Origin of the sequence: Bacillus sp. A260 (genome assembly GCF_009861435.1) — a bacterium.
Lineage (GTDB): Bacteria > Bacillota > Bacilli > Bacillales > Bacillaceae_G > Bacillus_A > Bacillus_A cereus.
Map to the genome: position 1 here is coordinate 476,072 of NZ_CP046398.1, position 19,359 is coordinate 495,430.

The following is a 19,359-nucleotide window of genomic DNA, read 5'->3' on the forward strand; positions in this document are numbered from 1 at the left end:
TGAAAAAATGTTGAGCATTTATTACATGTATATGAAACAGACAGGCACAGTTGCTCAACATTTTCATAAGATGCATGGAAAAGTGAGGAAAAGGGGTGGCTATTTATGAGTACGGCAGGTCTATTTTCAATTTTTTTAATCGGGATTGCTTCTAATTTAGATAATGCAGGTGTTGGGATTGCATATGGCATTCGTAAAATTAGAATTTCGTGGTTCAACAATTTTATCATCGCATTTTTTGGGTTTTTATTTACTTTATTAGCTGGATTTTTTGGGAACTGGATTGCGTTATTTATTTCAGAGTTTACAGCAAACCTGATTGGAGCGATAGTTTTAGGGATAATCGGGGTGTTTATTTTGTGCCAGCCTTTCTTGGGGCAAAGAAATACCGTAGGCTCTAAAGATGGTAATGTACTTATGGGAATTTTACGTGATCCAGAAAAAGCAGATTTTGATGGTTCTAAAACAATTAGTTTTTCAGAAGCAATTGTATTAGGGATTGCGTTGTCTATTAATAATATTGCAGGTGGATTTGATGCTGGGATAACAAATTTAAATCTTTGGCTTACAGCGACTATTTCTGGGGTGTTTAGTTTTATTTGTATTAGTGGTTTTGCGTATGTAGGAAAACGATTTTTAGCAGAATACTTAGGGAAATGGGCGACAATTATCGCAGGAGTATTATTAATTCTTATTGGGATCGATCAGTTGTTGTAAGGAGAGTAGAAAACAAGGTTCGAGTATTTCCTTGGAAATACAGCAAGGGATTGCATATATCGACGTACTTTTCTCCATACTAATACGGATTTCTTTTAAGAAAGGGGGATTTGTATGGGACGCGGGAAAGCATTTGATCATAAGAAAAAAGGGCATGATCATCAACCACCTAAAGGTGCGTTCATTCATAAAGATGTAAATGAACATACTTTGGAAGAGGAAGAGCTACCAGTAAATATTGAGGCGTATAAAAATAGTTTAAAAAAACATTAAAAGCACCTACATAGGTGCTTTTTTACCGTATATCTTCAATTAATTGTTCCGATTCTTCATGCATACTGTACTCACTTAATACTTGAATGCAAAGCCATTTTAATTCCTCAATCGTATGCTCAAGTTCTTCAGGAAGCACGTGATAAATGTCTTCAAGTCCCATCCCGAAATGAATAAGTTCAAGTACTTGATCATCGATGTTCCGATCCATTAATAATTCAAGTACTTCTAAATTGAATATGTATCGGTGAGCTTCGTCTAGTGAAACAACTTTTAACTTCAAGCTTTCTACAATACTCAATATAAAAAGAAGGATTGTTTTTTCAAGAACAGGTTGTTTTCCCATTTGAAATATTAGTTTCATCTTTCACACCTCCACATATAGCGCTAGGTTGTACTATATTATTCAGGAGGGGGGAACAAATATGCATGATATAGAGAAACTTTCAGCACTGTTTTTATAAGAAGATTGATAACTCGCAAAATTGAGGTTTTGGCGAAATAAAAAATCCTGCTAGTATAGCAGGATAACTCGCGATTAAAAAATGCTCCAACCTTCTTGAGCAGAAAGAAGTTCAAGAATTTTAAAACCAGCAATACTATTTCCGTTTGCATCTAAAGCTGGTCCGAAAATACCGATTCCCATGTCTCCTTTTACGCAGCCAAAAATACCACCGGCTACACCGCTTTTTGCAGGAATACCAACACGAATTGCAAATTCACCAGATTCGTTATACATACCACATGTGACCATAAATGTTTTGCAAATTTTTGTAATATGTTTAGGGATGATTTGTTTCTTTTTATATGGATCATATCCATCCATTGCAAAAATTAAGCCGATACGTGCTAAATCGATGCAGTTTACTTCAACTGCGCATTGACGAGTATATAAATCCATAAGTTCTTCAATATCACAATCGATAATTCCGTTTTGTTTCATATAATAACAAAGTGAACGGTTTAGGTAAGCTGTCTCTAGTTCTGAATCGGCAACTTTAGAGGAATAATTAATAGTAGGATTATCTGTTATTTCACGTACAAAATGAAGAATACGTTCCATTTTTTCCTCGTTATCTTTTCCTTCTAACATGCTTGTAATAGCTAATGCTCCTGCATTTATCATTGGATTAAGGGGTTTGGACGGACTTGTCGTTTCTAACTTAATAATAGAATTAAATGGGTCACCCGTTGGTTCCATTCCAACTTTAGAAAATACATATTCTTCACCACGGTCTAAAAGGGCAAGGGCAAGTGTAATTACTTTGGAAATACTTTGAAGAGTAAATAGTGTTTGTGAGTTGCCTGCATGGATATATTCTGTTTCTTTATGGAAAATGGCAATCCCTAAATCGTCTGGATTTGCATTTCCTAGTTCGGGGATATAAGTAGCAAGTTTTCCTTTTTTTGTATATGGTTTTACTTGTTCTAACAACTGTTGTAAGTTGTTTGTTTCAATGCACTGCATAGTACCAACGCTCCTATTTTGAATTAACTAAGTTTACTTTTCCCGATATGCTCGGAAATAAATAATAACATGAAAAAGTGGAATGATAAAACGAAAGTTCAATGTGCTATAATAGGTCTTTCGTTTCGAGTATTCTGTATTTTAAAAAGGAGAATTTTCCTTTTATATAACAGTTTGGAAATAGGAGATTTATCCATAAAAAGTTCGGAAATAAAAACTACACATCTATACAACTATATGTTATTATGGTTATGTAATAGAAAGCGTTTTCTAAAGCGCACTTATAATGATAACGATTTCATAAATTAAATTAGGGGGAATTAAAATGTTGCAGTTTTTACAACGTATTGGTAAAGCTTTAATGCTTCCGATCGCAGTACTACCAGCAGCAGGATTATTGCTTCGTTTAGGGCAACCAGATGTATTTGATATTCCTGTTATGGCACAGGCCGGCGCAGCAGTTTTTGATAACTTAGCACTTATTTTTGCAATTGGTATTGCAATCGGTCTTTCAGTGGATGGTAGTGGTGCAGCAGGTCTTGCAGGTGCAATTGGTTATCTTGTTATGAAAAATAGTATTGATGCACTTAGCAAAGGGTATTCAACTGCTGAATTACAAGGTAAATTAGGTAAAGTCCAAGATTTAATAGGTAATAGCGCAAATGTAGATCCATCTAAGCTTGCGGATACAATGACACAAGTATCTAAGGCTGCTGAATTATCGACTAAAGTAGATATGAAAGTTTTAGGTGGTATTATTGTTGGTGTTATAGCAGGACTTCTTTATAATAAATTCCATAAGATTAAACTTCCAGAATGGTTAGGTTTCTTTGCTGGAAAACGTTTCGTTCCAATTGTTACATCAGTTGTGATGCTGATATTAGGAATTCTATTTGCACAAATTTGGCCAACAATTCAAAATGGTATTGATGCATTAGCTCATGGAATTGTTAATTTAGGTGCAATTGGTTCAGGATTATTTGGTTTATTAAACCGTTTATTAATCCCAATTGGTTTACACCACGTAATGAACACATACTTCTGGTTTGTATTTGGGGACTTTACAAATGCAGCAGGTAATGTTGTTAATGGTGATATTGCTCGTTTCCTTGCAGGTGACAAAACAGCAGGTATGTTTATGACTGGTTTCTTCCCAGTTATGATGTTCGGTTTACCAGCAGCATGTTTCGCAATGATTGCAGCTGCTAAACCAGAAAAGCGTAAAGCAGTTACTGGTATGTTAGCTGGTCTAGCATTAACTTCATTCTTAACTGGTATTACAGAGCCTATTGAATTCTCATTCATGTTCTTATCACCAGTATTATATGGTATTCATGCTGTACTAACAGGTCTTTCTTTATTCATTACAACATCACTTGGCATTCATGATGGTTTCTCATTTAGTGCCGGTGCAATCGATTATGCTTTAAACTTCGGTATTGCAACAAAACCAGTCTTACTAGCAGGTATCGGTTTAATTTACGCAGCAATTTATTTCATAGTATTCTACTTCTTAATTAAGAAGTTCGATTTAAAAACTCCTGGTCGTGAAGATGACGATGAGTTAGTTGAAGATGGTGATGCACCAGTTGCAGGTTCAATTGGTGAAACTTACGTAGCAGCTTTAGGCGGAAAAGAAAACTTAACAGTTATTGATAACTGTGCAACACGTCTACGCTTACAAGTAAAAGATGCTGGTCAAGTAAATGAAGCAGCATTAAAACGTGCTGGTGCAAAAGGTGTTATGAAATTAAGTAATACTAGTGTACAAGTTATCGTAGGTACAAATGTTGAATCTGTTGCCGATGATATGAAAAAACACGTATAAATAATGAGATAAGAGGATGTCCCAAAAGATTGATAACATCAATTTTTTAGAGGATATCCTCTTTTTTTTGTTAATAATTTAACGGGAATCTTACTTTTGTAAATTTTCTTTTTCTTTTTTGTACATATAGGTTGGTAATATGTGCAGTGCGTGATAAAGTAGGGATGATATAGAATGGATTATCCATAATCTACTAAAACGAATCTTTAGTAGAGGAATTAAATTATTGGTGAGTAAGGGGAAAAAAGCAATTATGGATCAGGAAAAAAATAATGCGAATGGGAAAGCACATCGGCCGATTGTATACATAAAAAGAACAATCATTCTCGTCTTACTATTATCACTTGTATATTTCATGTATACAAAAATTGTTGCGCATAATAAGAAAGAAGAAACTTTAAAAGCGGCAGCAGAAATGAAGAAACAAGAAGAGTTAAAAAAGAAAGAAGAAAAAAAGAAACAAGAAGCACAGAAGCAAAAACAAAAAGAGCAGGAAGAACAAATGAAGCAAGCGCAAGCAGCGGAGAAACCTGCTGAAGGACCACCTCAAGAAATTAATGAAAACGCTCAATTGGACCAGTATTTACAAAACGCAGGATTTAGCGGGACAGCTGTTATTGTGAAGAACGGAAAAGTTCTTCTGAATAAAGGGTACGGTATGGCAAATAAAGAGCAGCAAGTACCGAATAATTCAGAGACGACTTTTTATATTGGTTCTATTTCAAAGGCGTTTGTAGCAACTGCTATTATGCAATTGAAAGATCAAAATAAATTACAAGTAGAAGATACTGTTGCGAAGTATATTCCAGATTTTCCACAAGGTAATAATATTCAGCTAAAACATCTATTAACACATACATCAGGGATTCCCGAATATGAGCAGGGAAAAGAAGATATTTCTCATGAAGAACTGATAAAGCGGATAGGAAATCAAAAGCGTATTGGTGGTCCGGGAGAGAAGTGGAAGTATTCTGATTCGAACTACTCTATACTTGCTTATATTGCAGAGAAGGTAAGTGGGCAGTCACTCGAAGAATATATTAAACAACATATTTTTGCTACTGCGGGTATGAAACATTCTGGCTTTGGCACAGCGTTAGAACAAACAAGATTCCCATCAACGGGTTATAAAATAGTAAATAATAATATGACAACACCTAATATTCCAAGCATGTCACAACTTTATGGTTGTGGTGATATATATACGAGTGCACATGATTTATATTTATTTAATGAGGCGTTATACTCTGGAAAATTAATTTCAAAAGAGAGTTACGATCAAATGTTTACGGGTGGAAAAAAGGATTACGGGTTTGGATGGTACGTAGACCCAGGAAGCTATTCGAATCATGGTGTAATGCCAGGTTGGAATTGCTTAAACGGATTTAGTAAAAATGGTAGTGTATATGTTGTTTTATTATCTAACATTCAAAATAATATTAAATCATTTGGTAAAGTGAATAATGACATTTATTCGATATTGCGGAATATTGAAGTGTAAGAAACTATCCTTTTGGATAGTTTTTTTTATGCTCTGAAACAAATATTTCTTTTAGAAAATGTATGTCTTACCTATCACAAAAATATCCATTTTGTATACATTAAGATGTATGGATGTAAAATTTTATAATCTAAAAATAATAGGAGGAGAAGTGTATGTGTCTGTTCAGAAAATATTGGCATAAATTATCAAGATTGTTTAATAGACAATTAGATTATTTTTTAGATAATAAGTTATTGCCTGCTGTGGAAAGACTTTTATTTTCACAAAACTTCGCGAGATTTATTCAAAGAAACTCTAAGCAAGCTACGGAAGAAGTTATTGAATCAAGTAGATTTCAATCTATTATTTGTAACATTTTAAAAGAATGCAATACATCACCTTTTAAAGAAATTGCAAAGCAGTATTTAGGTAAAAACGTAGAAATTACGGTGACAGTTGGACAATTAACAGGTGTTATTGTAGCAGTTGGTGATGACTTCTTAACATTGCAAGAAGGAATAGGAACAGAGGTTTTATTACCATTTATAAGTATTATATCAATTAAAGAAGCGTAAGAAAGGAGACTTATATATGTTATTTACTGATGAATTACGTAACCATGTTGGCGAACTAGTGCAAGTTGTGACAGCTGTAGAAATCATTGCAGGCGTTCTTTTATCTGTGACGGATGGGGCAGTAATTGTTCGTACTTCTCCTTCTTATGGACCACCAGAAGATGTAGTTGTGCGTATTCCTATTATTGCTTATGTTCGCTTGGAAGGGTAAGAGTGATACAAGTATGAGAGTGTCAGTTGTTATTCCAGTGCATAATGAAGCAAGTACTTTATCAAAAGTTTTAGTAGAGGTAAGAAAACTCGAACCATATGAAGTTATCATAGTAGATAATGGATCTACAGATGGGACGAAGGAAATAGCATTACAGCATAATTGCCGTGTGATTTATTATAGAGATTCTCTTGGTAATGATGTGGGACGGGCAATTGGTGCTAGAGAAGCAAAAGGTGAGATTGTTTTGTTTTTAGATGGTGATATCGTCATGAAAAGTGAAGAATTATACAATTTTATTAAAGGAATACGACAAGGGCATGAGATTGTTTTAAATAATTTAACATGGTCCGTTTACTTGAAGATGAGACCGCATTATACGACGGTTGGAAAATATATGTTAAATCGTTATTTGAACAAGAAAGAGTTTGTTGTAGGATCTTTAATTGCAATACCACATGCGATAAGTCGTAAAGTGATTGAAAAACTGGGGTGGTGGAATTTAGCAGATCCAGCATTATTTCAAGCGATGGCGATGTCTAGAGGAGTAGATATTTCTGATATGGCTTCAGTTGATGTCATCTACACAAATAAAGTTCGACCTGTGCATACTGGTACATCACCTGGCTCTCCTTATCCGAAAGCGACTAGTCGTATTATGGGTGATCATTTGCGAGCTTTACAATACGTAATCGAAACATATGGTAAACGCGGTGGTTTTTCAGAGAACAATAGAGATAGAGAGTTTGTAGGAAAGTATAAACCAGTTTTATTACAAAAGAATAAAGCGAAATATAGTGCCATTATCCCAGTATCAGAAGAGAAAATAACCATAAGGTCTGTTATAAAAGAAGTGAAAGAAGCAGGTGTAGATGAAATTATAGTTGTCGCGAATGGAGCAGATGTTGAGACTGTTAAACAGGCAAAGCTAGAGAATGTTATTGTTGTTGAATTTACGAAGGCGCTTGGACATAATGTAGCACGAGCAATAGGTGCCATGCATGCTACGGCAGATATTTGTTTATTCGTTGATAGTGATCTTGTTATTCCAGCAAAAAAACTCACTCTATTTTTACATGCTGTTGAAGATGGAAATGACGTGGTGTTAAATGATTTACAATGCTTATTAGATATGTTTCATCCAGCAGATCCAATTAGTATGGGAAAATACTTTGTGAATTTGATAGCGAAACGACCAGATTTATGGAATAACTCACTAACTGCTGTACCACATGCCATTCATAAGAAGGTAATAGAGAAAATAGGATATGATTCCCTTATCATTCCGCCATTAGCACAAGTGAAAGCTATTTTAGAAGGATTCTCTATTACAACAGTAGAGTTAGTAGATGTTATAAAAACAAATCGCGTACGTCCAGAGCAACACGAATTTGTAAATGGGCGTATTTCAGCATTTGATCGTATTTTCGGTGATCAACTTGAAGCGGTTGCGTATTTATTACAATGTACGGACGAACGTGGTGGTTTTACAGATGGAGATAGAGATAGAGATGTAATTCAACAATTGAGAAGGGAAGAAGAGAATACAAATGAATAGTAGTAAAGTAGCTATTATTGGGCTAGGGTATGTTGGCCTTCCTTTAGCGGTACATTTTGCAGAAAGAGGGCATACAGTACTTGGATTAGATAAAGATATTAGAAAAATAGACTCAATTATAAAAGGAGAAAGTTATATTCCGGATGTTTCTTCTAAAGAGTTACAAAGTTTATTGACGAAAAAAAAATTAACAGTAAATACACCGGATCAAGGCATTGCTGATTTTCAAAATAGTGATTATGTTATTGTCACTGTCCCGACTCCAATTAATGAACAAAGAGAACCAGACTTAAGTGCCCTCATTTCAGCTTCGCATTATATACAACAAAACCTTCAAAAAGGACAAACCTTCATTTTTGAAAGCTCCACATATCCAGGCACACTTGAAGAAGTCATCCTACCTATTATTTCTCAAAATGGTAAAAAGGTAGGGGAAGATTTCTATATCGGATATTCCCCTGAGAGAATTGATCCAGCAAATAGTCAATATTCAGTTCAAGCTATTCCAAAAGTTATTAGTGGACAAACAGAAAAGTGTAAACAAAAGGTACAGGATTTATATAGTACCATTTTTGACGAAGTTGTACCTGTTAGCTCTCCGAAAGTAGCAGAGATGTGCAAGCTATTTGAAAATATTCAGCGCTTAGTTAACATTTCTTTAGTAAATGAACTAAACACACTATGTGAAAGTTTAGGCATTGATTTTTATGAGGCCATTGAAGCGGCATCTACAAAACCATTTGGGTTTACTCCGTATTGGCCAGGGCCAGGGATAGGGGGACACTGTATTCCCGTAGACCCTTTATATTTTCAATGGAGAATAAAAAAGAATGGGGCAATTAGTCAATTAATTGAGGCTGCACATATAATTAATGAAGAAATGCCAGAGAAAATGGTCCGGAAAGTAAAAAGTGTGGTGCAATTACCTGCAACGGTGTTAATTGTAGGGATTGCGTATAAAAAAGATGTAAATGATTTGAGAGAATCACCAGCGTTACCGATTATTCAATTATTAAGAAATCAAGGATACGAGATAGAATATCATGATCCTTATATTTCTTCCGCAGAAATTGGAGATAAGGTGTACCAATCTGTTTCTTTAGATGAAGAAAAAGTTAAAAAAGCGGATTGTATTTTAATTTTAACGGATCATTCTAATATTGATTGGAAGCTTTTTAAAGGAATGGATCGAGTAATAGATACACGCGGGATTGTAAAGAAGGTGAGTAAATGAGTAAGAAATGTTTAATTACAGGTGGGGCCGGATTTATCGGGTCGCATTTAGCTGAAGAGTTGATGAGAAGAGGTTATGAGGTCACTGTTGTGGATAACTTTTATAAAGGTAAAAATAAGTACCATAAAGAGTTAATGAAAGAAATCCGTGTTATTCCAATAAGTGTTTTAGATAAAAATTCTATTTATGAATTAGTAGATCAGCATGATGTCGTGTTTCATTTAGCAGCAATTTTAGGTGTGAAAACAACAATGGAAAAAAGTATAGAGCTCATAGAAACGAATTTTGATGGGACAAGAAATGTTTTACAAGCAGCGTTAAAAGGAAAGAAGAAAGTAGTTTTTGCTTCTACTTCAGAAGTATATGGTAAGGCCAAGCCGCCTTTCTCTGAAGAGGGAGATCGATTGTACGGGGCAACTTCTAAAATTCGTTGGAGTTATGCAGTTTGTAAAACGTTGGAAGAGACATTATGTTTAGGGTACGCATTAGAAGGTTTACCAGTAACGATTGTTCGATACTTTAATATTTATGGTCCAAGAGCGAAAGATGGTCCATATGCAGGAGTAATCCCGCGATTTATCCGCGCGGCACTGCAAGGAGAAGACATTCTCGTATATGGAGATGGAAAGCAGACACGTTGTTTTACGTATGTAAGTGATGCGGTAGAGGCAACGATTCGGGCAATGGATGAGAAGGTAAATGGTGAGATTATTAATATAGGTTCTGAGAATGAAAAGAGCATAAAAGAAGTAGCAGAAGTAATTAAAAAATTAACGAATTCTTCTTCGAAGATTGTCCAAGTGCCTTTTGAAGAAGTATATCCTCATGGTTTTGAAGAAATTCCAAATAGAAGACCAGATGTAACAAAATTAAAAGAGCTTGTTCAATTTCAGGCGAAAGTAACGTGGGAAAACGGATTGAAGGAAACAATTAAGTGGTTTCGTGAACAAAACAATGGCTAAGTCATTATCTGTTATTATTCCTGCATGTAATGAGGTCGATACGATTTCAGACGTTATTCAATCGGTAAGACCATTAAATCCAGTAGAAATCATTGTAGTAGCAAACGGTTGTAATGATGGAACAGAAGATGTTGCAGATCGTTTAGGGTGTAAAGTAATCAAGCATACAGAGCTACTAGGGAACGATGTTGGACGTGCAGTCGGCGCAAAACATGCGATAGGTGATGTATTACTATTTATAGATGGTGATTTTGCTATTCCAACTTCAAAATTAAAATTATTCCTTAATCCGATTTTATACGATCAGGCAGATGTAGTTTTAAATAATTTGGATGCATTATTTTTAAAAAGGCAAAAAACCACTTCTATTACAGTATGGCGCCAAATATTAAATGCAATGTTAGAGCGTGAAGAATTAAAAATGAATTCTTTATTAGATGTACCTCATGCGCTGACGAAAGAAGTCGTTCAAAGCATCGGATATGAATGTTTTGTTAATCCTATTGTGGCTCATTTACGCCTAGTTCAAAGTAAATGGAGAATTAGTCGTCATTGTGCTATTGACGTTATTACGCCGAATAAATTTCGTCCATTCCAGCATGCTGCATATGGGACAAATCTTTCCCAATCTGAAAAAAGAATGATAGGTGATCATATAGAAGCAGTAGCAGAACGGATATTAAGCAGTGATGAGCGCGGAGGATATTATGATGGAAATAGGAAAAGGGATAGTGTCTATCATACTTTAAGTTTTGAAGAGTTTTATCAAGGGTGGGGTGTTACATCTGATTTCTATAAAGGAAAGCAACTATCGGTTGTTATTCCCGTACAAGATGAAGAGAAAACAATTGGAAACGTTATAGAAGAGCTTCGCAAAATTGAACCCTTCGAAATTATCGTTGTCGTAAATGGTTCGTCAGATAAAACGAAAAAAATTGCAAAAGACAAAGGGGCAACGACAATTGTATATAAAGAAGCACTCGGAAATGATGTGGGGCGCTCACTTGGAACGTATTTTGCAAAAGGAGAAATTGTGTTATTTATAGATGGCGATTTTGTTATTCCAGCGAGTGAGCTATATCCTTTTGCGAAAGCTATTGCAGATGGAACAGATGTTGCATTAAATGATCTAAATCATTATTTAGATTTAAGAGTACCGCTTCATCTTGTAACTGCATTTAAATATGCATTAAATTTAGCTTGTGATAGAAAAGATCTAGGCGTAGGCTCTCTTATCGCTGTACCGAATGCGTTTAGCCGTAAGTGTTTGAAAGAAATTGGGTATAGATCTTTACTGGCGCCGTGTGTAGCCCAAGTGAAAGCTATTCTTTCAGGATTTGAAGTTGCATGTGTAAGTGGTGTTGAGGTCGATAAGATGAACCGTATTCGTCCCAGTGAACATTTTGCTAAAATAGGTCATCCACCAGCTGTACTTCGAATTATAGGTGATCATATAGAAGGACTAGATCAAATAATTGCATTAACAGACAATCGTGGCGGATTCTATGATGGCAATAGAAAAAGAGATGTTTTATAGAAGTAACAAAAAAAGTGTACAACATGTGTACACTTTTTTGTTCTGTTATAAAAACTATAACAGATTAGGAGATAAGAGTATTACAGCTCTACAATGGGTATTGTTCTTATATTACAAAATAGGACTCGTATATAAGGATACCAAAAAAATACAATTAAGGAAAGGGTTAATTTTAAAGACTTTTAAATGAAGTTAACACTATATATATAGTAGTTTGCTCAATATTTCACAAACATGTCACAACTATTTCGTTCACTTTCGTAAAAAAGTAGTATTCTAAGTGTGTAAGCTGTTATATAAAAAATCTTAGTCCTGTACTAATCAAAAATGGAGGAGATTAGGATGACTCAAGTATTAGAAAATGTTAAAAACGCATGGGAAAACTTTAAAGGTGAAAAATGGAAAGCAGAGATTGATGTTCGCGATTTCATTTTAAATAATGTAAACGTTTTCGAAGGGGACGAATCTTTCTTAGCAGAAGCAACTGAAGCAACGAAACAACTTTGGGATCAAGTAATGGATTTAACAACGAAAGAACGTGAAAACGGTGGCGTTCTTGATATGGATACAAAAATTGTTTCTTCTATTACATCACATGACCCAGGATACTTAAATAAAGATATTGAAAAAGTAGTCGGTTTCCAAACTGATAAACCATTTAAACGTTCTTTACAACCATATGGTGGTATTCGTATGGCAGAACAAGCTTGTGAATCTTATGGATACGAAATGGATAAAGAACTTAGTCGTATTTTTAGAGAGTGGAGAAAAACTCATAACCAAGGTGTATTTGATGCATACACACCAGAAATGAGAAATGCACGTAAATCAGGTGTTATTACTGGTCTTCCAGATGCATACGGACGTGGACGTATTATCGGTGACTATCGCCGAGTAGCGTTATATGGTATTGATCATTTAATTGAAGCGAAAAAAGCTGATTTGAATTTAACTGGTGGTGTAATGAGCGAAGATACAATGCGTTTACGCGAAGAGTTATCTGAGCAAATGCGTGCACTTCAAGAGTTAAAAGAAATGGCTGCTTCTCATGGCTTCGATATTTCTAAGCCAGCAACAAATGCACAAGAAGCATTCCAATGGTTATACTTCGCATACCTTGCAGCGATTAAAGAGCAAAACGGAGCTGCAATGAGTCTTGGACGTACTTCTACATTCTTAGATATTTACATTGAAAGAGATTTAGCAAATGGTACTTTAACAGAAGAAGAAGTACAAGAAATTGTAGATCACTTCATTATGAAATTACGTCTTGTGAAATTCGCAAGAACACCTGATTATAATGAATTATTCTCTGGTGACCCAACTTGGGTAACTGAATCTATCGGTGGTATGGCATTAGATGGTCGTCCATTAGTAACAAAGAACTCATTCCGTTTCTTGCATACATTAGATAATTTAGGACCAGCTCCAGAACCAAACTTAACTGTTCTTTGGTCTAAACAATTACCAGAGAACTTTAAAAACTACTGTGCGAAAATGTCTATTAAAACATCAGCAATTCAATATGAAAATGATGACATTATGCGTCCTGAATACGGCGATGATTACGGTATTGCATGTTGCGTATCTGCAATGAGAATCGGTAAACAAATGCAGTTCTTCGGAGCTCGTGCAAACTTAGCGAAAGCATTATTATATGCGATTAACGGTGGTAAAGATGAAAAGTCAAAAGCACAAGTTGGTCCTGAGTACGCACCAATTACTTCTGAAGTATTAAATTATGAAGAAGTTATGCATAAGTTTGATATGACAATGGAATGGTTAGCGGGTCTATATTTAAACACATTAAATGTTATCCATTACATGCATGATAAATATAGCTATGAACGTATTGAAATGGCACTTCATGATACAAACGTTCTTCGTACAATGGCAACAGGTATCGCTGGTCTATCTGTAGTAGCAGATTCATTAAGTGCAATTAAGTACGCAAAAGTAAAACCAATTCGTGATGAAAATGGTATTGCAGTTGACTTCGAGATTGAAGGAGATTTCCCTAAATACGGTAACAATGATGATCGTGTAGATGAGATTGCTGTAAATCTTGTAAAAACATTTATGAATAAACTTCGTAAACATAAAACATACAGAAACTCTGTTCATACAATGTCAATCTTAACAATCACATCTAACGTTGTTTACGGTAAGAAAACTGGTAATACTCCAGATGGCCGCCGTACTGGAGAACCATTTGCACCAGGTGCGAACCCAATGCATGGACGCGATACAAAAGGTGCATTAGCTTCATTATTATCTGTGGCTAAATTACCATATGAAGATGCACAAGATGGTATTTCTAATACATTCTCTATTATTCCGAAAGCACTTGGTAAAGAAGATGATGTACAAGTACGTAACTTAGTATCAATGCTTGATGGCTATGCAGTAAAAGAAGGGCACCACTTAAATATTAACGTATTTAACCGTGAAACATTAATGGATGCAATGGAACATCCTGAGAAGTATCCACAATTAACAATTCGTGTATCTGGTTATGCTGTAAACTTTATTAAATTAACTCGTGAACAACAAATTGATGTAATTAACCGTACAATGCATGAAAGCATGTAAATGAAAAAGGTTTCCCTTCGCTCTTAATATATAGCGAAGGGAGGCTGTTTCAATAAAGGAGGAAGTAACATGGTAAAAGGAAGAATACATTCTGTAGAGTCTTGTGGTACTGTTGATGGCCCGGGGATTCGTTATGTCATATTTACACAAGGGTGTTTATTACGTTGTCAATATTGTCATAATGCTGATACGTGGGAAATCGGTAAAGGTAAAGAAATAACAGTTGAAGAAGTGATGCAGGATGTGACATGTTACCTTCCATTTATTGAAGCTTCCGGAGGCGGTATAACAGTTAGCGGTGGAGAGCCATTATTACAGCTAGACTTTTTAATTGAGTTGTTTAAAAAGTGTAAAGCGGCTGGTATCCATACAACAATCGACTCTTCTGGTGGTTGTTATTCTGAGGAACCAGAATTCCAAAATAAGCTAGATATTTTAATGGATTATACAGATTTAGTTTTATTGGATCTGAAACATATCGATTCCAAAAAGCATCGTAAATTAACAGGGAAATCAAATGAACATATTTTACAATTTGCTCGTTATTTATCGGATAAGAATAAACCGATTTGGGTACGACACGTATTAGTTCCTGGTGTTACGGATAATGAAGAGGATCTACAAAAACTATCTAGCTTTATTCAAAGTCTGTCTAATGTTCAAAAAGTTGAAGTGTTACCATATCATAAGCTTGGTGTATATAAATGGGAGGCGCTTGGACACAAGTATCCACTCGCAAATGTAGAACCACCTACTGAGAAAAATGTAGAACATGCTAAATATATTTTACAAGCGGTCTAATCCAAATATTGGATTAGGCTTTTTGCTTTCTTTACAATAAAATCTAGAGTATATATTGATAAAAGAGTATACTGAAAGTAGAATATCCATAATTTTGTACGGAATAAATGGAGAAATTTACATAATTGTAAAGGGAAATCAAAATAGTAAAAAGAATTAAGAAGTAAAAGAGTGAGTATCATGGAATAGAGAACATTTGTAAGTTATTGCGAAAGCTCTTATAGGAAAGTATAATGTAAAGATATGAGCACAGATAGGATTAAGGGGTCAATCTTATATGCTTTGCATATCCACGACAGGTACATAGCTGAAAGGGAATTATTAGAATCTGTTTATGTAATTTTTAAGGAAAATGTTTTTCCTATTGTCGTATATGCAATATGGAGAAACAAAAAGCTAGGAGTGGATTTGTTTGATAAAAAACCCCAAGGTTTTAATATTAACTGCACATTACGGTAATGGTCATGTGCAAGTAGCAAAAACATTAGAACAAACATTTCGCCAAAAAGGAATTGAAGATGTTATTGTATGCGACTTGTTTGGAGAATCACATCCATTTATAACTGACATTACAAAATATCTATATTTAAAAAGTTATACAATAGGAAAAGAATTATATCGTTTGTTTTATTACGGGGTAGAAAAAATTTATGATAAGAAAATAGCATCTTGGTATGCGAACTTTGGAAGAAAACGTTTGAAAACACTATTACAGGTGGAGAAACCAGATATTGTAATTAATACATTTCCAATTATCGCTGTACCAGAATTGAAGAAACAAACAGGTATTTCAATTCCTGTCTATAACGTATTAACGGATTTTTGCGTGCACAAAATATGGATTCATCGAGAAGTAGATCGTTATTTTGTTGCAACGGATCATGTGAAAGAATTGATGGTTGATATCGGTGTACCTGCGGAACAAATTGTTGAAACAGGAATTCCAATTCGGAGTAGTTTTGAGTTAAAGGTAAATCCAGAAATCATATATACTAAATATCAGTTATGTAAGAATAAAAAGATTTTACTAATTGTAGCAGGTGCTCATGGGGTATTAGGAAATGTAAAAGAACTATGCCAATCATTTATGTCAGTGCCTAATTTACAAGTAGTTGTCGTTTGTGGGAAAAATGAAGCTTTAAAACAGGATTTATTAAGTTTACAGAAGCAAAATTCCGATGTATTAAAAGTGTTTGGGTATGTTGAAAATATTGATGAATTATTCCGTGTTACTTCTTGTATGATTACGAAGCCAGGCGGAATAACATTAAGTGAAGCAGCAGCGTTGCAAGTACCTGTCATTTTATATAAGCCTGTTCCAGGACAAGAAAATGAAAATGCGATGTACTTTGAAAGAAAGGGAGCAGCAGTTGTCATTCGCGATGATAGTGAGGTTTTTGCAAAAACAGAGGCATTATTACAAGATGATGTGAAGCTTCTTCAAATGAAAGAAGCAATGAAAAGCATCTATCTTCCAGAGCCAGCTGGTCATATTGTAGATGCAATTTTGGCAGAAAATCATGCAGAACCGCGTCATATACCTATTAAATCACCTGCTCTTGCACAATCTTTTACTTAATATGAAACCCTCTTTGTATATGTAAAGAGGGTTCTTTATTATTTTCAAAGAAAATTCAGCCAGTTATCCACAAAAGGATTGCGCTTTCATTAAACAGTAAAGTCGGAATATTAACAACTATATCCACATTGTCCACAATTTTTAGAAAAATATCCACAATTAAAACAGCTGATATATGCTTTAATATAGAAAAATATTAAATGTTTTTGAAAATTACTAACAATTCTGTTGGTTTTGTGGATAAAGTTGTCCACAGCAAAAAAAGCCCATTATGTATAAGGGGCTTTTTTGCTTACTTCTATCAATCGAGAAAATTATGTAATGAAAATGAATAATTAGGGGGGAAACTTCTAATTATTCATTTTCACTTTAAATGCTTTTCGAGCGATATCCTGCTGCACGATCTGCTTTTTGAAATTCGCGTTGATAGAGAACTTCTTGTGTACTAGATAATGTGTTTTTTGCTTTATCACGTTTCTTTTTATCCATTACAAATCACCTCGTGTCTTAAAGTTACTATTTATCGTTTCCAAAGACATGAGGGGATATACGCATATGGAAAATGTTAATGATTGATTATCATTTCAGAAAATTTAGATTATGCTTCTTTTAATTGATGAGCATCTTGGAAGGTTGTATCTCGCATTGTAGCAAGTGTGTATTGATCTTTTGGAATTTCATATAAGTTATATACTTCTTCGTTTGCGTTAATTTCATCATATACGGCTTTTCTTGTTTCGTTTGCTAGATTCACATATTGCAGTTTTTCTGCAGCTTTAATAGAACGAATATTTATTTTACGAATACGCATGAAAATTGTTTCAATATCTAATTCATAGAAAAGTTCACTAAAAAATGAATCTTTTGCCAATTTATTATAGCCTTTTCCATGATATGGTTTGCCAAGCCATGTCCCGAGAAATCCAGCTTTTTCTTGCACATCAAATAAAGTAATTGTTCCGATAGGGTTACCCCATTCATCTAAAATTGTGCGTGAAATTAATTCACCACGCTCTTCAGCTTCAATCGTTTGTTTTGTTAAGAATAAATATTCTTCATAAGAATAAGCCTTTTGACGCACAAAAGGGAAGACAGCTGGATCCACCATTAACTCGTATAGAACGTGGCTGTCGTGTAAGTCGCGTTTTTTCAACATACTAACTCCTCCTCACACGAGGGTAGCATGACGAAAAAACACCCCACCCTCGAAATTTTTATATCAATCTTTAAAAAATTTCGGGGTGGGAATCGAACCCACTAGAACCAGTTTCTAACGCTGGTGGCGCACCATTTGCCTTCCCCATTCATCAATTTGAAAATGATAATCACGACACAAATTGATTATGGTTTCATTCAGTTTATAATCGTATAATACTTTATCTAGTCAAAAAAATAAACTAGTTTTTTTTATTTTTTTTGTAAATTATTTTTCCATCAATCATAGTTAGTACAGGCTTGGCTAAATAATGGAAAGGATGATGAGTCCATAACACGAGATCGGCGTCTTTTCCAACCTCGATGCTTCCAATTCTATCCTCTAAACGCAAATTTCGCGCTGGGAATATGGTGATTCCTTCTAGTGCTGTTTTCTCGTCTAATCCTTCTCTTACTGCGACAGCGGCACAAATATTTAAATATTGAATGGGTGTATAAGGATGATCTGTTGTTATAGAAACTTCCACACCATTTTTAGATAATATATGGTAAGTATCCCATGTCTTGTTTTTTAGTTCGATTTTAGAACGACGTGTCAGAGTGGGACCAACTGAAACCTTCAAATTATGTTTCGAAAGCTCTTCAACAAGAAAGTGTCCTTCTGTACAATGTTCAATACGTAGATCGAGGTTGAATTCCGTTGCAAAGCGTAGCGCAGAACTAATATCATCTGCTCGGTGAGCGTGGATACGTACGGGTATTTCACGACGTAATGCTTTTAAAATAGGAAGCATTCGAAAATCAGCTTCGTGCCCGTAGTGTTGTGCTTCATAGAATGATTCCCGAAGTAACCCCATAATCCCCATACGTGTAATGGATTCTTTTGTTCCATTACTATGGACTTTTTTAGGATTTTCTCCAAAGGCAATCTTTAAACCAGCAGGTTCTTGAATAATCATATGATCAATACAAGTTCCAGCTGTTTTTATTACACAAGTAGTCCCCCCGATAATATTTTGACTGCCAGGCATAACGTGAACGGTTGTAATTCCGTTTTGTACAGCGTCTTGAAAGGCGATATCCAAAGGGTGGATTCCATCTAAAGAACGAATATGTGGTGTTGAAACTTCAGATGTTTCATTGGCATCATTTCCAGCCCAACCAGTGCCTTCATCATAGAGACCAAGGTGAGTATGGACATCAATAAAGCCAGGTAAGAGATGGAGTGCTCGTGCATCTATAACGGTCATATCTTGAGTAGGTTGAATAAAAGGTTTGACCTCGGTAATTCGCTCTCCTGTAACGAGTACATCGCCTTGAAACTTTTGAGATGTAATAGGGTATACAATGGCTTGTTTGAGCAATATTTTCATAGGTACCTCATTT

Annotated in this window: 19 protein-coding genes and 1 pseudogene; 15 read left to right on the plus strand and 5 right to left on the minus strand. The window is 35.0% G+C overall.

Annotation, left to right across the window (positions count from 1 at the left end; translation table 11 throughout):
• Positions 1-105 precede the first annotated feature (105 nt).
• Positions 106-717 (plus strand): sporulation membrane protein YtaF, encoded by a 612-nt coding sequence (gene ytaF, locus GD442_RS02450; RefSeq protein WP_000100723.1) that lies wholly within the window; start codon positions 106-108, stop codon positions 715-717.
• Positions 718-831: 114 nt separating this feature from the next.
• On the plus strand, positions 832-990 hold the full coding sequence (locus GD442_RS27580) for a hypothetical protein (protein ID WP_000532409.1): 159 nt from the start codon (positions 832-834) through the stop codon (positions 988-990).
• Positions 991-1,012: 22 nt separating this feature from the next.
• Here GD442_RS27580 and GD442_RS02455 read toward each other — a convergent pair whose 3' ends face one another.
• Positions 1,013-1,354 carry a DUF3969 family protein gene (locus GD442_RS02455; protein WP_000766604.1) on the minus strand — a complete coding sequence of 114 codons (342 nt, stop codon included), beginning with the start codon at positions 1,352-1,354 and terminating at the stop codon, positions 1,013-1,015.
• Positions 1,355-1,528: 174 nt separating this feature from the next.
• A complete protein-coding gene (gene glsA, locus GD442_RS02460) occupies positions 1,529-2,458 on the minus strand; it encodes a glutaminase A (RefSeq protein ID WP_001149861.1) in 930 nt (309 codons plus the stop codon).
• Between the two features lie 69 nt (positions 2,459-2,527).
• On the opposite strand from glsA, the pseudogene GD442_RS28335 reads away from it, so the two are divergent.
• The 13 genes and pseudogenes from GD442_RS28335 to GD442_RS02520 all read left to right on the plus strand — a co-directional run bounded on the left by GD442_RS28335 (position 2,528) and on the right by GD442_RS02520 (position 16,818).
• A pseudogene (locus GD442_RS28335) lies at positions 2,528-2,642 on the plus strand (transcriptional regulator).
• A gap of 141 nt (positions 2,643-2,783) precedes the next feature.
• Positions 2,784-4,286 (plus strand): N-acetylglucosamine-specific PTS transporter subunit IIBC, encoded by a 1,503-nt coding sequence (nagE, locus tag GD442_RS02465; protein WP_000938900.1) that lies wholly within the window; start codon positions 2,784-2,786, stop codon positions 4,284-4,286.
• Positions 4,287-4,539: 253 nt separating this feature from the next.
• A complete protein-coding gene (locus GD442_RS02470) occupies positions 4,540-5,787 on the plus strand; it encodes a serine hydrolase domain-containing protein (RefSeq protein ID WP_000371811.1) in 1,248 nt (415 codons plus the stop codon).
• Positions 5,788-5,942: 155 nt separating this feature from the next.
• Positions 5,943-6,344: a hypothetical protein gene (locus GD442_RS02475; RefSeq protein ID WP_000335530.1), complete on the plus strand. Its 402-nt coding sequence runs from the start codon at positions 5,943-5,945 to the stop codon at positions 6,342-6,344.
• Positions 6,345-6,360: 16 nt separating this feature from the next.
• Complete coding sequence (locus GD442_RS02480; protein ID WP_000899469.1) at positions 6,361-6,555, plus strand: LSm family protein; 195 nt, start codon at positions 6,361-6,363, stop codon at positions 6,553-6,555.
• Positions 6,556-6,568: 13 nt separating this feature from the next.
• The gene (locus GD442_RS02485) at positions 6,569-8,113 is read left to right on the plus strand and encodes a glycosyltransferase family 2 protein (RefSeq protein WP_001266466.1); all 1,545 of its coding nucleotides are present in this window, start codon (positions 6,569-6,571) and stop codon (positions 8,111-8,113) included.
• Entirely contained in the window at positions 8,106-9,347 is a 1,242-nt protein-coding gene (locus GD442_RS02490; protein WP_001088925.1) for a nucleotide sugar dehydrogenase, read from the plus strand. Before GD442_RS02485 ends, GD442_RS02490 begins: the two co-directional genes overlap by 8 nt.
• Positions 9,344-10,309: an NAD-dependent epimerase/dehydratase family protein gene (locus GD442_RS02495; RefSeq protein ID WP_000037020.1), complete on the plus strand. Its 966-nt coding sequence runs from the start codon at positions 9,344-9,346 to the stop codon at positions 10,307-10,309. Before GD442_RS02490 ends, GD442_RS02495 begins: the two co-directional genes overlap by 4 nt.
• On the plus strand, positions 10,302-11,846 hold the full coding sequence (locus GD442_RS02500) for a glycosyltransferase family 2 protein (protein ID WP_159365239.1): 1,545 nt from the start codon (positions 10,302-10,304) through the stop codon (positions 11,844-11,846). Before GD442_RS02495 ends, GD442_RS02500 begins: the two co-directional genes overlap by 8 nt.
• Entirely contained in the window at positions 11,815-12,036 is a 222-nt protein-coding gene (locus tag GD442_RS02505) for a hypothetical protein (protein WP_002094217.1), read from the plus strand. Before GD442_RS02500 ends, GD442_RS02505 begins: the two co-directional genes overlap by 32 nt.
• A gap of 152 nt (positions 12,037-12,188) precedes the next feature.
• The gene (pflB, locus tag GD442_RS02510) at positions 12,189-14,438 is read left to right on the plus strand and encodes a formate C-acetyltransferase (protein WP_000195471.1); all 2,250 of its coding nucleotides are present in this window, start codon (positions 12,189-12,191) and stop codon (positions 14,436-14,438) included.
• Positions 14,439-14,507: 69 nt separating this feature from the next.
• Positions 14,508-15,239, plus strand: coding sequence for a pyruvate formate-lyase-activating protein (pflA, locus tag GD442_RS02515; protein ID WP_000238459.1), 732 nt, complete (start codon positions 14,508-14,510; stop codon positions 15,237-15,239).
• A gap of 412 nt (positions 15,240-15,651) precedes the next feature.
• The gene (locus tag GD442_RS02520; protein ID WP_000594693.1) at positions 15,652-16,818 is read left to right on the plus strand and encodes a diglucosyl diacylglycerol synthase; all 1,167 of its coding nucleotides are present in this window, start codon (positions 15,652-15,654) and stop codon (positions 16,816-16,818) included.
• Positions 16,819-17,187: 369 nt separating this feature from the next.
• Here GD442_RS02520 and GD442_RS02525 read toward each other — a convergent pair whose 3' ends face one another.
• The 3 genes from GD442_RS02525 to GD442_RS02535 all read right to left on the minus strand — a co-directional run bounded on the left by GD442_RS02525 (position 17,188) and on the right by GD442_RS02535 (position 19,346).
• Positions 17,188-17,307 carry a YfhE family protein gene (locus GD442_RS02525; protein ID WP_000358482.1) on the minus strand — a complete coding sequence of 40 codons (120 nt, stop codon included), beginning with the start codon at positions 17,305-17,307 and terminating at the stop codon, positions 17,188-17,190.
• Positions 17,308-17,416: 109 nt separating this feature from the next.
• Entirely contained in the window at positions 17,417-17,974 is a 558-nt protein-coding gene (locus tag GD442_RS02530) for a GNAT family N-acetyltransferase (RefSeq protein ID WP_000914737.1), read from the minus strand.
• A 241-nt stretch (positions 17,975-18,215) separates the two neighbouring features.
• Positions 18,216-19,346: an amidohydrolase gene (locus tag GD442_RS02535; protein ID WP_000698319.1), complete on the minus strand. Its 1,131-nt coding sequence runs from the start codon at positions 19,344-19,346 to the stop codon at positions 18,216-18,218.
• Positions 19,347-19,359 lie beyond the last annotated feature (13 nt).

Excerpts from the sequence above, each read along its gene's own strand:
- ytaF (WP_000100723.1), top strand. The coding sequence starts at position 106 with ATGAGTACGGCAGGTCTATTTTCAATTTTTTTAATCGGGATTGCTTCT.
- GD442_RS27580 (WP_000532409.1), top strand. The coding sequence starts at position 832 with ATGGGACGCGGGAAAGCATTTGATCATAAGAAAAAAGGGCATGATCAT.
- GD442_RS02455 (WP_000766604.1), bottom strand. The coding sequence starts at position 1,354 with ATGAAACTAATATTTCAAATGGGAAAACAACCTGTTCTTGAAAAAACA.
- glsA (WP_001149861.1), bottom strand. The coding sequence starts at position 2,458 with ATGCAGTGCATTGAAACAAACAACTTACAACAGTTGTTAGAACAAGTA.
- nagE (WP_000938900.1), top strand. The coding sequence starts at position 2,784 with ATGTTGCAGTTTTTACAACGTATTGGTAAAGCTTTAATGCTTCCGATC.
- GD442_RS02470 (WP_000371811.1), top strand. The coding sequence starts at position 4,540 with ATGGATCAGGAAAAAAATAATGCGAATGGGAAAGCACATCGGCCGATT.
- GD442_RS02475 (WP_000335530.1), top strand. The coding sequence starts at position 5,943 with ATGTGTCTGTTCAGAAAATATTGGCATAAATTATCAAGATTGTTTAAT.
- GD442_RS02480 (WP_000899469.1), top strand. The coding sequence starts at position 6,361 with ATGTTATTTACTGATGAATTACGTAACCATGTTGGCGAACTAGTGCAA.
- GD442_RS02485 (WP_001266466.1), top strand. The coding sequence starts at position 6,569 with ATGAGAGTGTCAGTTGTTATTCCAGTGCATAATGAAGCAAGTACTTTA.
- GD442_RS02490 (WP_001088925.1), top strand. The coding sequence starts at position 8,106 with ATGAATAGTAGTAAAGTAGCTATTATTGGGCTAGGGTATGTTGGCCTT.
- GD442_RS02495 (WP_000037020.1), top strand. The coding sequence starts at position 9,344 with ATGAGTAAGAAATGTTTAATTACAGGTGGGGCCGGATTTATCGGGTCG.
- GD442_RS02500 (WP_159365239.1), top strand. The coding sequence starts at position 10,302 with ATGGCTAAGTCATTATCTGTTATTATTCCTGCATGTAATGAGGTCGAT.
- GD442_RS02505 (WP_002094217.1), top strand. The coding sequence starts at position 11,815 with ATGATGGCAATAGAAAAAGAGATGTTTTATAGAAGTAACAAAAAAAGT.
- pflB (WP_000195471.1), top strand. The coding sequence starts at position 12,189 with ATGACTCAAGTATTAGAAAATGTTAAAAACGCATGGGAAAACTTTAAA.
- pflA (WP_000238459.1), top strand. The coding sequence starts at position 14,508 with ATGGTAAAAGGAAGAATACATTCTGTAGAGTCTTGTGGTACTGTTGAT.
- GD442_RS02525 (WP_000358482.1), bottom strand. The coding sequence starts at position 17,307 with ATGGATAAAAAGAAACGTGATAAAGCAAAAAACACATTATCTAGTACA.
- GD442_RS02530 (WP_000914737.1), bottom strand. The coding sequence starts at position 17,974 with ATGTTGAAAAAACGCGACTTACACGACAGCCACGTTCTATACGAGTTA.
- GD442_RS02535 (WP_000698319.1), bottom strand. The coding sequence starts at position 19,346 with ATGAAAATATTGCTCAAACAAGCCATTGTATACCCTATTACATCTCAA.